This is a genomic window from Proteus sp. PR00224 (genome assembly GCF_016238105.1).
Taxonomy (GTDB): domain Bacteria; phylum Pseudomonadota; class Gammaproteobacteria; order Enterobacterales; family Enterobacteriaceae; genus Proteus.
This window is the reverse complement of sequence record NZ_JAEHQU010000008.1, coordinates 82,200-95,300: the sequence shown is the minus strand read 5'-3', so window position 1 is coordinate 95,300 and position 13,101 is coordinate 82,200. Positions and strand designations below refer to the sequence as shown.

Below are 13,101 nucleotides of genomic sequence, written 5' to 3'. Positions count from 1 at the left end.
ACACTAAGGTCGGGTTTTTTAAGAAAACTAAAATTATTTAATTTTAGCTTCTTTATAAAGCACATGTTGACGAACAACTGGATCGAATTTTTTCATTTCCAGTTTTTCTGGCATAGTGCGTTTGTTCTTCGTAGTGGTATAGAAGTGACCTGTACCAGCAGAAGAAACGAGTTTAATTTTCTCGCGAATACCTTTAGCCATTTTTCAGCTCCTTAGAACTTCTCACCACGGGCACGTAAATCTGCTAATACAGATTCGATGCCTTTCTTATCAATCACACGCATACCTTTAGCAGATACACGCAGAGTTACGAAACGTTTCTCAGACTCAACCCAGAAACGGTGAGAGTGCAGGTTTGGCAGAAAACGGCGTTTAGTCGCGTTTAATGCGTGAGAGCGGTTGTTTCCACTCACAGGACGCTTGCCGGTAACTTGGCAGACTCGGGACATGTCTATTCTCCAAAAATCTAATCAGCTCGAGCTTTAATATCAGGTTTGACCGCCTCGTCAGGCTTTGGAGCCCATCTCAGCAACTTTTAACGATTGAAAAACTGTGTAAACACCTCAGAAAAAACTTGCTGAGATAGGCTCTTCTCGCCAAACCCAAGATCCTCAAAGGTGGCGTAGTATACGCCCAATGGCCTCAACGCTCAAGACCCGTACAAATAAAGATTGACAATAATTACAAAAATATTTGCTATAACCAACCACGTTCTGCAAAAGAAACACAGTTATCATGCCCTATCACAAGGTGATCGAGTACATTTATGCCAACCAACTGACAAGCAGTAAAAATTTTTTCAGTCAATTGTTTATCTGCAAGGCTTGGTTCTGAATGACCAGAGGGATGATTATGAGCAAGAATGATAGATGTTGCATTCTTTTTTATCGATTGACGGACAATTTCTCTCGGATGAACCTCTACTCGGTTAATTGTTCCTTTAAACATTTCTTCAAATGCAATCAATTGGTTTTGATTATCAAGAAACAACACCACAAACACCTCTCGGTCTCGCCAATGAAGTAATTTTTGCAAGTAATATTTTGTGTCTTCGGAAGAAGAAAGTACATTTTTATACATAAATTGTGTTGTAGAAAAACGCTGAGCCATTTCATTGATAGCTTGCAACTGGGTAAACTTTCCCACGCCAACACCTTTAAAACGCCCTAATGTTTCATAATCAGCATTAATAACGTGATAAAGAGAGCCACATTCTTTAAGTAAAAAAGCAGCAAGCTCTAATACAGATTTTTCATAAGTGCCGGTGCGTAAAAAGAGCGCCAATAACTCAATATCAGTGAGTGATTCCACGCCATAAAGTAATAGTTTTTCTCTAGGTAAAAGTTCACTAATCGATTGATTTTCCATCCGTGGACTCCTTAATAAGTAAAGGTAGTGGCATTAATGATCTATTTTATTTATTCACATAATCAATAGGATTTAGGGGAAACATTACTCATCATTAAATGCTAATCGCAAAACAACTGTTGTTTTATACAGTTAATTTACTATAAACTGCTAATCTTGTATAAAAAAGACACATATCAAATTTATGCGAGATGAATCGCAAAAATTTAACCTATAAAACATGAAGTTACATAGAATTCCGAATTCACGATTACCTTGTGGTAAAATTACGGGCAATTATTTATGTACTTAGGCATTTCATCATGACTACACTTCACGACAAAAAGATTATTCTTGGTATCAGTGGTGGTATCGCGGCCTATAAAGCACCAGAACTTGTACGCCGTTTACGTGATAAAGGCGCAATTGTACGAGTTGTAATGACACCCGCTGCTCATGCATTTGTGACGCCTTTGTCACTACAAGCGGTTTCTGGTTTTCCTGTTGCTGATGATTTACTTGATCCAGCAGCAGAGGCCGCTATGGGACATATTGAATTAGGTAAATGGGCTGATTTAATTCTACTTGCACCCGCGACTGCCGATCTTATTGCACGTTTACGAGTGGGTATGGCAAATGATTTACTTACCACACTCTGTTTAGCGAGTAGCGCGCCTATCGCTATTGCGCCTGCAATGAATCAGCAAATGTACAGAGCCACAATTACACAAGAAAATTTATCTGCTTTAGAACAACGTGGCTGTTTAATTTGGGGGCCTGACTCTGGTAGTCAAGCTTGTGGTGATGTAGGCCCAGGACGAATGTTAGATCCTCTAACTCTCGTCTCATTAGCTGAAAAACAACTTGCTTTACCGCCACAAGATTTTGCCGGTAAAAAAATCACGATAACCGCAGGGCCTACTCGTGAAGCCTTAGATCCAGTGCGTTTTATCAGCAATCATAGCTCAGGAAAAATGGGGTTTGCAATTGCACATGCAGCCGCATTACGTGGGGCTGATGTCACACTTATCGCAGGACCTGTCACATTACCGACACCGACTTGTGTTAAACGTATTGACGTTGAAAGCGCACAAGAAATGTACGAACAAGTGATGTTAATCGCACCTTCACAAGATATTTTTATTGGTTGTGCAGCTGTTGCCGATTACCGCGCTAAACTTATCGCGACTGAAAAAATAAAAAAACAAGGTGATGAAGTCACCATCACTATGGTAAAAAACCCCGACATTGTCGCGAGTGTTGGAAAAATGGTTGAACACCGTCCTTTTGTTGTTGGATTTGCAGCTGAAACCCAGAATGTGGAAGAATATGCCCGCAAAAAACGAGAACAAAAGCAGCTCGACTTGATCTGTGCCAATGATGTTTCAGCAGAAAATCAAGGCTTTAACAGTGACAATAATGCATTACACCTTATTTGGGCTAATGGAGAAACGCGCTTACCACACAGTAGTAAAGCACAACTTAGCCATCGCCTACTTGACGAGATAGCCAAACATTATGATGAAAAAAATTGATGTTAAAATCCTTGATGCACGTATTGGTCAAGAATATCCACTTCCTGCTTATGCCACAACAGGCTCTGCTGGTTTAGATTTACGCGCTTGCCTTGATACACCATTGGTTCTTGAACCAGGGCAAACCGAATTATTACCTACAGGTCTTGCTGTACATATTGCCGATGAAGGATTAGCAGCAATGGTGCTTCCTCGTTCAGGTTTAGGCCATAAACACGGTGTTGTATTGGGTAACTTAGTTGGACTGATTGATTCTGACTACCAAGGTCAACTTATGGTATCAGTTTGGAATCGCGGTCAAACAGCATTCACCATCGAACCAGGTGAACGTATTGCTCAAATGATCATCGTGCCCGTAGTTCAAGCTGAATTTAATATTGTTGAAGATTTTACTGCAACGGAACGTGGTAGCGGTGGCTTTGGTCACTCTGGCCGCCAATAATAAAGACGTCTTGCATTAATTATATCAATGACGATATCACTCCCTTTGCACTAAAAACCTTAGTGCAAAGGTTTACTGATTTGTTTTGCTTTTAGCAGGGGCCTTATCAGTCATGGCAGAAGAAAAAGAAACCAAAAAGAAAAGAAATAGACGGGATGAAATCTTACAGTCACTTGCCCAAATGTTGGAATCAAGTGACGGTAGTCAGCGCATTACAACGGCGAAGCTTGCCGCTACTGTTGGTGTATCTGAAGCTGCGCTCTATCGACATTTTCCAAGTAAAACCAAAATGTTTGATAGCTTAATTGAGTTTATCGAAGATAGCTTAGTCTCTCGTATTAATTTGATTTTAAAAGACGAAAAAGACGCTGTGGCAAGAATTCGCTTAATTCTTGTCTTGATCCTTGGTTTTGCTGAAAAAAATCCAGGGTTATCTCGTATTTTAACGGGTCATGCTTTGATGTTTGAACAAGACAGATTACAAGGGCGAATAAACCAGCTTTATGAACGCATTGAAGTCCAGCTTCGACAAGTTATCAAAGAACGTAAAATTCGTGAAGGGAGTGCCTTCTTACATGATGAAGCATTACTTGCTTCACAATTACTCGCTTTTTGTGAAGGCATGCTAGCGCGCTTTGTACGCACAGAATTTCGCTATCAACCCACTCAAGAATTTGAAGCCCGCTGGCCATTAATTTTGGCACAGTTACAATGAAATGATGGACTCGTGATTTAACTCAACAATTTGAAATTTACAGATATGCCGTTTTTTTCTTATTTGTGTTAACATGCGTCCTCTGGTACATAGTTACCTAAATGTATTTATCAGGAATGGCACTCGTGCAGTTCCTACATTGTGGCATTAGCGACTCGCTTTGCCCCTGCTGTAAAAGTCCTTTTTATATTTCAATATCTGTGATAATTGTCGCAGAAGATTCATTGTACTACTCACCCCGCCCATAATTGGGCGAGGGCTTTTTTTTATCTATAATCGGCCAACTCGTTTATCGCGTATTAACTTTATTAATTCACACCGTAGCGTTCACGATAAGCTTTAACCGCAGGTAAATGCTCAGACAGAGTCTCACTCTCACTTAGGTAGCTAATTAAATCATCCAAAGTAATAATCGAATACACTTGGCATTGATAGTCACGTTTTAACTCTTGTATTGCAGAAAGTTCTTCTCGCCCTTTCTCTTGTCTATCCAAACTTAATAACACCGCAGAAAGCGTTGCATCATGCTGTTTGATGATTTCCATTGACTCACGAATTGCAGTACCTGCTGTAATGACATCATCAACAATCACTACATTACCTTTCAATGGGCTTCCTACTAATGTTCCTCCTTCACCATGATCTTTAGCCTCTTTGCGATTAAAACAGTAAGGGATATCGATATCATGATGTTCAACCAATGCGACTGCCGTTGTAGTTGCAATAGGGATCCCTTTATAAGCAGGTCCAAACAACACATCACAAGACACATTATTATCTAATAATGTTTGCGCATAGAACTGCCCCAATAAAGCCAAATCACGCCCTGTATTAAATAAACCGGCATTAAAAAAGTAAGGACTCACCCTTCCTGATTTCAGCGTGAACTCACCAAATTTCAGGACATTTTTTGCTAATGCTAGTTCGATAAAGCGGCGTTGGTAGGCTTTCATTTCTTTCTCCTCTCTACGTTACTTGATGACAAATTTTAGGCATAAAAAAAGCGACTTCTCAGTCGCCTTTAAAAATAGAATTTATTGCTTAAGCGCCTCTTTTTGCGCTTCAAATATTTTCTCTAATCCCCCCTTCGCAAGGGCGAGTAAAGCAAGTAATTCTTCATGGCTAAATGGTGCGCCTTCTGCCGTACCTTGAACTTCAATCATACGACCATCATCGATCATCACCACATTCATGTCTGTTTCTGCTGCTGAATCTTCAACATATTCAAGATCGCATAATGGTTCACCATCAACAATACCCACAGAGACTGCAGCTACCATTGATTTCAGAGGGCTTTTTTTCAGTTTGCCTTCTTCAACCATTTTATTTAAAGCATCAACTAATGCGACACAAGCACCAGAGATAGATGCAGTACGTGTACCGCCATCCGCTTGGATAACATCACAATCTACAGTGATGGTAAATTCACCTAGTGCTTTTAAATCAACCGCGGCACGTAATGAGCGAGCGATTAAACGCTGGATCTCCATAGTACGACCCGTTTGTTTACCGCGAGCCGCTTCACGAGCATTACGACTATTTGTTGCGCGAGGAAGCATGCCGTATTCTGCGGTCACCCATCCTTGCCCTTGTCCTTTCAGAAAACGAGGTACACCGTCTTCTACAGTGGCATTACACAAGACTTTAGTATCACCAAATTCGACTAATACAGAACCTTCAGCATGTTTTGTATAGTGGCGAGTAATGGTAATAGGACGTACTTGGTTTGCTTGTCTGTCTGCTGGACGCATGGTGTTATCTCCGCTTTCTCTGACATATTGGGGGCGCATTATACGACCTAAAATGGCTTATGCCTATCCTTGTATTGATGCATAGGGTTATAATCATATCATCTTTTACATTATTGAGACCCTATTATGATCCGTAGCATGACCGCTTTTGCTCGCCGAGACATCAAAAAAGACTGGGGCACTGCCGCTTGGGAACTGCGTTCCGTAAACCAGCGCTACCTTGAAACTTATATTCGTTTACCTGAGCAATTACGTAGTTTAGAGCCTGTTATTCGTGAACGTCTACGTAATCGCTTAACGCGCGGTAAAATTGAATGTAACTTACGTTTTGATCTTAATGCTCGCTTTCAAGGTGAATTAAATCTTGATGAGAATCTCGCAAAACAACTGATTGTTTCTGCCAATTGGGTAAAAAGCCATAGCCATGAAGGCACTATCAGCCCTTTTGATATTTTACGTTGGCCGGGTGTGATTTCAGCACAAGAGCAAGACTTAGATGCGATTGGTACTGAACTTTTAGCCGAATTAGATCTAGCAATCGATGCTTTTATTGCTAGTCGTGAAGCCGAAGGACAATCACTCAAAGAACTTATCGAGCAACGTTTAGATGCGGTTAGCGCAGAAGTCGTTAAAGTAAGAGCTCAAATGCCAGAAATTTTACAATGGCAACGCGAGCGCTTAACCAGCAAATTAGAAGAAGCACAGGTTCAAATTGATAATAATCGTTTAGAACAAGAGTTAGTGATGTTAGCGCAACGCTTAGATGTCGCAGAAGAATTGGATAGATTAGAAGCTCACGTTAAAGAAACGCGCAAAATTCTTGTTAAAAAAGAAGCGGTAGGTCGTCGTCTTGACTTTATGATGCAAGAATTTAACCGTGAATCCAACACATTAGCCTCAAAATCAATTAATACTGAAGTCACCAATTCAGCCATTGAATTAAAAGTTTTAATTGAACAAATGCGCGAGCAGATCCAAAATATTGAGTAAGATTTCTTAGCTGTTTACAGCCCATCATTAAGCCAGCCAATACCTTGTATTAGCTGGCTTTTATCAAGAATAAAATTTAACATTCTCTTTAATAAATGAAAATCACTCACCCAACGCCTTTCTAATAAATCCTTTATTTTGGTTAAGCATCTGCGTGGCTTGCTGTGCATCTACGTTTGCTAAGATCATCAAAATTGCCGTTTTACAGTGACGCTGACATTGTGATAACGCTTCTTCAGCAATAGCTCTTTCACACTCTGTTGCTTGCATCACAATACGAACTTGGCGCTCAACAAGCTTGGCATTGGTGGCTTCAACATCCACCATCAAATTACCAAACACTTTGCCGATTTTTATCATCGCAGCCGTTGTTATCATATTTAAGATAAGCTTTTGTGCTGTGCCCGCTTTCATTCGTGATGATCCTGTGACCACCTCAGCTCCCACAATCGGTGTAATAGCGATATCTGCAATTTGTGCAATAGGGCTTTCAGGATTACAGCTGATGGCACCTATTGTCGCCCCTAATGATTTTGCATAATTTAAAGCACCAATGACATAAGGGGTTCTGCCACTCGCAGCAATACCCACTAATACATCTTTTTCATTAAAATTAAGTTGGCGTAAATCTTGTTCACCTAATTGAATATTATCTTCTGCATTCTCGACAGCTTGTAAAATAGCCTTGTGTCCACCAGCAATTAAACCAATCACCATATCATGAGGTGTACCATAAGTTGGAGGGCATTCACTGGCATCTAAAATCCCTAATCGTCCCGATGTACCTGCTCCGCAATAAATAAGGCGACCACCTTGAGAGAAAGCAATTGCAACTTTATCAACTAATTGAGCAATTTCAGGTAACGCTTTCTCGACTGCTAATGGCACTTTTTTATCTTCATTATTGATGACTTTTAGCATATCGAATGTTGAAAGTGTGTCTATATTTTCACTGTTATGATTTCTACTTTCAGTGACAAGATTGCTAAGGTCAATCGCCATTATCGCTCTCCCAATATTGTTATTTGTTTGATTAAGTCGAAGAAATAAACTGCTTTTATACCATTATTATTGGTAAGATTTTCAAAATCATTACAAACGGTACTCTACATGACATTTATTAAATCTATTTCGACCTTTATCAGTTTAATGACCCTTTTCTTCTCTTTTTCTTTGCATGCTAATTTTGAAGAACAAGAAAAAAGAGTGTTTGAACAAACCCGCACAGAAGCACTAAACCATAATGCACAAGCTCAATATCAATTGGCTGAAATGTATTTAATGGGAACGGGTGTAGAAAAAAATCTCTTCAATGCACAACTGTGGGCTAATGAAGCCATAAAAAATGATTATGCCGATGCCTACGCACTACTTGCTGATCTCTATTTATTTAATACTGACCCTTATTTTAAAAATCATTATGTTGATGCAAGAAAATTAGCAACAATCGCAACGAATAAAGGAAGCATAAGAGGAAAAATAAGTCTAGCAACAGCGCTGATAGCACCTTTATCTGGTGAAACCGATTATAAAAAAGCAATTGCGTTATTAGAAGAAGCCGCAGCAACGCATCAACCTGAACTTGTTTATGCGCCGATTTGGTTAGGTGTTCTTTATAGCGGAGTAGGTAATGTCCCTGTAGATACTAAAAAAGCGAATATGTGGTTTGCAAAAGCCAACGAAATAACTTTTGAAGGATTTGCTCAAGCAATGGCCTCTTTTATGTTCTCTGGTCAATATCATATTATCGAACAAAATAAGCAAAAAGCTGATGAATTAATGAAACAGGCTTGTGAAGAAGCCAAAAAAGTTGGCAATGAATTCTATTGCCAACAAGCATTTAATTAACCGAAATTTAATCTAATAAATAACCCTAACTCAGAAAAGAGATGGTAAATATTGCCATCTCTTTTATACCCTATCTGCCCTACCTAACGTTCTTTTACAGCGCCATACGGTATTCAATCACACCTGGTTTTTCTGCCACCCAGTTATATAAACGTTGACCGCGTAAGTTGGTTTCCTGTGTATGCCAATATAAACGAGCACAATCACGCTGTTTTGCTTGTTGATTAACAAATTCAATAAGTTGCTTACCTACGTGGCGACCGCGTATATCTGGTGAAACAAATAAATCTTCTAAATAACAAAAATCACTTTCAGCCCATGTTGAACGATGAAAAAGGTAATGAACAAAACCCAATACCTTTTCACCTTCCATCGCTACGGCACAATAAACAGGCTCTTTTTCATCAAAAAAACGTGCCCATGTTTTTAATGTAATTTCTTCTGATAACTCAACTTTATAAAATGCTTGATAACTTAACCAATGTGGCAACCATTGAGCATAATGCGCTTGTTCAACAAACTGAATTGAAACAGTTATTGGTGTTGTGCTCATCTCTTCGCTTCCTTCTACTTTCATAAACGGTATAAACAAAAGGTATCACCCTGCCTTTAATCGTTGCCATAGTACGTTTAATTTTGGTTCTCAATAAGGTACACTTTTTGTGTTTTTATAGGATCCACTTTATGAAACAGAAAAAAACAGCTTATTTTCCTAACCTTGTTTTAGAGGAAGGACCTATTGGTTCTCAGATTTATCACGCGATTAGAAAAGCTATTTTAGATGGGCGTTTATCTTCTGGTAGTCGCTTACCATCAAGCCGTACCTTAGCTGAAATGATGTCGATTTCCCGTAATTCGGTTATTGCAGGATTTGAACGTTTAATTGATGAAGGTTATTTATTTACTCGACGCGGTGCAGGTACTTTTGTCGCAAGTACAATCCCTGATGCCATTATTTCTTATAAGTGGGTTAAAACAACCAATCCAGCCTCTTCTTTGTTAATAGAAAATCCGTTAGAAATGCTAAATCCGAATATGCAAAAAGCACAGGATTTTTGGCAACAATCGCAACCCAATATAAACAGTAACCCTATTTTTCACGTCGGAGTCGGATGTGTTGATCTTTTTCCACATGAACTTTGGGGAAGATTATTAGGGCGTGTTTGGCGGCAATCAAAAAAAGCACTCGCAACATTTAATTCGCCAACAGGCTATACCCCATTAAAAGAGATGATATGCCAATATATGCAATCAACTCGTGGTCTTTATTGCCAACCTGAACAAATCATTATTGTAAATGGAACACAGCAAGCGATTAACCTCACCACCAGAGTATTATTAAAAGAAGGCGATGCCGTTTGGTTAGATGATCCTGGTTATGACAGCGCACGAGGGATCTTCACATCTTATGGTATAAAATCACACCCAATAAATTCAGATATTGATGGAATGGATATTTTTCAAGGAATAGAGCAGTGTCCTGAAGCAAAACTTGTTTTTACAACACCTTCACATCAATTCCCTTTAGGTAATACCCTCTCACTTTCACGCCGTATTGCGTTATTAGAGTGGGCATCATCCCATGATGTGTGGATCTTTGAAGATGACTACAATAGCGAATTTCGCTATCACTCCAAACCCATTCAATCTCTACAAGGTTTAGATAAATACCAGCGCGTTATTTATGCTGGTACATTTTCAAAAATGATGTATCCCGGGTTTCGTTTAGGCTTTTTAGTCGTACCTCAAACTTTAGTTGACGTTTTTAAAGTCGCTAAATACTACACCGACTCTCACTCAGGCTTTTTAGAGCAAGCAACATTAGCGCTGTTTATTTCTCAAGGTCATTATGCACGCCATGTTCGGCGAATACGAAAAGCCTGCTATGAACGTTATCAAGTATTAACTAATGCCATAAAAACACATTTATCTCATGTTTTCTGTGTTGAACCGACAGACTCTGGGATCCATATTGTCTGCTGGCTACTAGCTGGCTACACAGAAGAATATATTGTTAAAAAAGGGCAAGAAATTGGCTTAGCTATACAGCCTTTATCACGTTACTGTATACAAGCTTATCCTAAACAAGGCGTATTATTAGGATATGCGGCTCATAATCCTACCGAAATTGAAAACAGTATTATGCGGCTTGCTCAAGTTTTATCTGAATAAATAATATTGATTATTTACAATATAAAAATCGAATAAGCTTTATATTCACCCTATTTTATTTTTGGTGTGCAATAATAAACCCAAGCAGGAGGAACATTTCGTATTACACGTCTTTTTTCCAAATGAAAATAACGAGATAATGTCTTTTCATATCGCGTTGTATATTGAAAAAGAACAAAGCAACCCTGTGTTTTTAATAACTCACTATGAACCCGTTTTAAGATTTTTAATCCTAATTTTCGATTAATAGATAGAAAAGGAAGCCCTGAAATAATCATATTATAATGACTATCTAATTTCTCTGCTGATGTGGTATAAATCCTTAAGCGTTTATCATCAATTTTACGCAGTTCAGTGGCGAAACTCGGTTCTATTTCAAAGACATCTAACGATGAATGTGCAGACATTCTTTTTAGAATTTGATGCGTAATAACGCCAGTACCCGCACCTAATTCTGCAATTTGAACATCTTGATGCCAGTTGAGTTTATCCAGCATTTCATAACATAACCAACGAGATGAAGGTGCGATAGTACCCATTGTGGTTGGTGAAATCACAAACCGCTTTAAATATGAGTAATATGTAGATAATGGAATGAATGTAGATATATCCATTTGCGCCTCCTAAAACCTTTTTATCAAGGTAAAATAAAAATCAGATAAAATGAAGAATATTCATCGTTATTTTTTATTTATGAATTTATGTCATCTCTTGGATAACGTTTTTCAGTATAAAGCTTGGAGCCATATCTAAGTAAATACGTTTTTCTTATATATTACACTATTTTACATTTTTCTATTTTTACTCTATTTTCTTAAACAAGAATATATTTTTATTTATTAAAAAAACGAAATAAGAAATAACAGAATATTCTTACACTTTAATGACTCATCCATTTTGCTTTTAACAAATTATTGATATTTGTTCGTTCTGTGGTTTCCTTTTGTTAACTCTATGCAGACTATAAGAAACGCTTCTAATTCTTTGGCAAATAATCAATAAATTCACTTGCACCTATCTCTATATTTTGTCAGGTTAGTGTGAGGTCTCTCACTATTCCTACAGACAAAGACAGGGTAATTACAATGAAAAATGTTGGTTTTGTGGGCTGGCGTGGTATGGTCGGCTCCGTTTTAATGCAAAGAATGGTTGAAGAACGTGATTTTGATGGGATAAACCCTGTTTTCTTCACCACATCTCAATTAGGTGAAGCAGCACCTGCTTATGGTAATCACCGTAGTACTCTGCAAGATGCTTATGACATTGATACCTTAGCATCACTCGATATTATTATTAGTTGCCAAGGTGGTGACTACACCAATGAAATCTATCCCAAACTACGCCAAGCCGGTTGGCAAGGTTACTGGATTGATGCCGCATCAGCACTGCGTATGAATGATGATGCAGTGATTATTCTCGATCCTGTTAATGGACAACATATTCAAGACAGCTTAAATAAAGGCATTAAAGCCTTTGTCGGTGGTAACTGCACCGTCAGTTTAATGCTAATGTCATTAGGTGGTCTGTTTGCTAACAATCTAGTGGAATGGGCAAGCGTATCTACTTATCAAGCGGCGTCTGGGGCTGGTGCTCGTCATATGAGAGAGCTACTGTCACAGATGGGTTCTTTACATAATCAAGTGGTTAAAGAGCTAGAAAACCCAGCCTCTGCAATCTTAGATATTGAACGTAAAGTCACTAACTTTACGCGCAGCGGTACAATGCCTACCGAACAATTTGGTGTTCCTCTTGCAGGTAGTTTGATCCCTTGGATTGATAAACAACTAGAAAACGGCCAAAGCCGCGAAGAGTGGAAAGGGCAAGCTGAAACTAACAAGATCCTAAATACAGGTTCTAATATCATTCCTGTGGATGGTCTTTGTGTTCGTATTGGTGCATTACGTTGCCATAGCCAAGCATTCACCTTAAAACTGAAAAAAGACTTACCTGTTGCAGAGATTGAACAGTTACTCGCAAGCCATAATGATTGGGTAAAAGTCATTCCTAATGATCGTGAATTAACTATGCGTGAATTAACACCAGCAGCAGTCACAGGTACATTGAGCACACCAGTAGGCCGTATTCGTAAACTAAATATGGGCCCTGAATTTATTTCAGCCTTTACAGTGGGTGACCAGCTGTTATGGGGTGCCGCAGAGCCTTTACGTCGTATGTTGAATATTCTGCGTTAAAATTCATTCTTTAGAATATCGGCCATTTTAAGAAAATAGAAATGGTTGATATTCTTATTTTCAATAGTTATTAGCTTCATTTCTTATTTTCCTCACATCTTTTTCTCAT

15 protein-coding genes are annotated in these 13,101 nt (G+C 38.7%); 7 read left to right on the top strand and 8 right to left on the bottom strand.

Annotated elements, in window-relative coordinates; all coding sequences use genetic code 11:
- Positions 1–33: 33 nt before the first annotated feature.
- The 3 genes from rpmG to radC all read right to left on the bottom strand — a co-directional run bounded on the left by rpmG (position 34) and on the right by radC (position 1,368).
- Positions 34–201, bottom strand: coding sequence for a 50S ribosomal protein L33 (gene rpmG / locus JEP71_RS13940; protein WP_006534250.1), 168 nt, complete (start codon positions 199–201; stop codon positions 34–36).
- 11 nt (positions 202–212) lie between these two features.
- Entirely contained in the window at positions 213–449 is a 237-nt protein-coding gene (gene rpmB, locus JEP71_RS13935; protein WP_036914542.1) for a 50S ribosomal protein L28, read from the bottom strand.
- Between the two features lie 247 nt (positions 450–696).
- A complete protein-coding gene (gene radC, locus JEP71_RS13930) occupies positions 697–1,368 on the bottom strand; it encodes a RadC family protein (protein WP_198620306.1) in 672 nt (223 codons plus the stop codon).
- 302 nt (positions 1,369–1,670) lie between these two features.
- Between radC and coaBC the strand changes: the two genes are divergently transcribed.
- From coaBC to slmA, 3 genes are all read left to right on the top strand, one after another.
- Positions 1,671–2,882, top strand: coding sequence for a bifunctional phosphopantothenoylcysteine decarboxylase/phosphopantothenate--cysteine ligase CoaBC (coaBC, locus tag JEP71_RS13925; protein ID WP_198626401.1), 1,212 nt, complete (start codon positions 1,671–1,673; stop codon positions 2,880–2,882).
- Positions 2,866–3,324 carry a dUTP diphosphatase gene (gene dut / locus JEP71_RS13920; protein WP_088494130.1) on the top strand — a complete coding sequence of 153 codons (459 nt, stop codon included), beginning with the start codon at positions 2,866–2,868 and terminating at the stop codon, positions 3,322–3,324. The genes coaBC and dut overlap by 17 nt, the downstream gene beginning before the upstream one ends.
- Positions 3,325–3,436: 112 nt before the next feature.
- Positions 3,437–4,039, top strand: a complete 603-nt coding sequence (gene slmA / locus JEP71_RS13915; protein WP_109373373.1) for a nucleoid occlusion factor SlmA — start codon at positions 3,437–3,439, stop codon at positions 4,037–4,039.
- A gap of 308 nt (positions 4,040–4,347) precedes the next feature.
- On the opposite strand, the gene pyrE is transcribed toward slmA, so the two are convergent.
- Both pyrE and rph read right to left on the bottom strand, forming a co-directional pair.
- Entirely contained in the window at positions 4,348–4,992 is a 645-nt protein-coding gene (pyrE, locus tag JEP71_RS13910; RefSeq protein WP_099073912.1) for an orotate phosphoribosyltransferase, read from the bottom strand.
- 81 nt (positions 4,993–5,073) lie between these two features.
- Positions 5,074–5,790, bottom strand: a complete 717-nt coding sequence (rph, locus tag JEP71_RS13905) for a ribonuclease PH (protein ID WP_072064701.1) — start codon at positions 5,788–5,790, stop codon at positions 5,074–5,076.
- A 126-nt stretch (positions 5,791–5,916) separates the two neighbouring features.
- On the opposite strand from rph, the gene JEP71_RS13900 reads away from it, so the two are divergent.
- Positions 5,917–6,780, top strand: coding sequence for a YicC/YloC family endoribonuclease (locus tag JEP71_RS13900; protein WP_196533674.1), 864 nt, complete (start codon positions 5,917–5,919; stop codon positions 6,778–6,780).
- 102 nt (positions 6,781–6,882) lie between these two features.
- On the opposite strand, the gene murQ is transcribed toward JEP71_RS13900, so the two are convergent.
- Positions 6,883–7,782: an N-acetylmuramic acid 6-phosphate etherase gene (murQ, locus tag JEP71_RS13895; RefSeq protein WP_198626400.1), complete on the bottom strand. Its 900-nt coding sequence runs from the start codon at positions 7,780–7,782 to the stop codon at positions 6,883–6,885.
- Between the two features lie 108 nt (positions 7,783–7,890).
- Here murQ and JEP71_RS13890 point away from each other — a divergent pair, with 108 nt between their 5' ends.
- A complete protein-coding gene (locus JEP71_RS13890) occupies positions 7,891–8,628 on the top strand; it encodes a tetratricopeptide repeat protein (RefSeq protein WP_198626399.1) in 738 nt (245 codons plus the stop codon).
- 94 nt (positions 8,629–8,722) lie between these two features.
- Here the strand turns inward: JEP71_RS13890 and JEP71_RS13885 are convergent, their stop codons facing one another.
- Positions 8,723–9,181 carry a GNAT family N-acetyltransferase gene (locus tag JEP71_RS13885; RefSeq protein WP_109373364.1) on the bottom strand — a complete coding sequence of 153 codons (459 nt, stop codon included), beginning with the start codon at positions 9,179–9,181 and terminating at the stop codon, positions 8,723–8,725.
- 131 nt (positions 9,182–9,312) lie between these two features.
- On the opposite strand from JEP71_RS13885, the gene pdxR reads away from it, so the two are divergent.
- On the top strand, positions 9,313–10,800 hold the full coding sequence (gene pdxR / locus JEP71_RS13880) for a MocR-like pyridoxine biosynthesis transcription factor PdxR (RefSeq protein WP_198626398.1): 1,488 nt from the start codon (positions 9,313–9,315) through the stop codon (positions 10,798–10,800).
- A 50-nt stretch (positions 10,801–10,850) separates the two neighbouring features.
- On the opposite strand, the gene JEP71_RS13875 is transcribed toward pdxR, so the two are convergent.
- Positions 10,851–11,414, bottom strand: a complete 564-nt coding sequence (locus JEP71_RS13875) for a class I SAM-dependent methyltransferase (RefSeq protein WP_109373362.1) — start codon at positions 11,412–11,414, stop codon at positions 10,851–10,853.
- A gap of 471 nt (positions 11,415–11,885) precedes the next feature.
- On the opposite strand from JEP71_RS13875, the gene asd reads away from it, so the two are divergent.
- Entirely contained in the window at positions 11,886–12,992 is a 1,107-nt protein-coding gene (gene asd / locus JEP71_RS13870) for an aspartate-semialdehyde dehydrogenase (RefSeq protein ID WP_100157779.1), read from the top strand.
- The last annotated feature ends 109 nt before the right edge of the window (positions 12,993–13,101 follow it).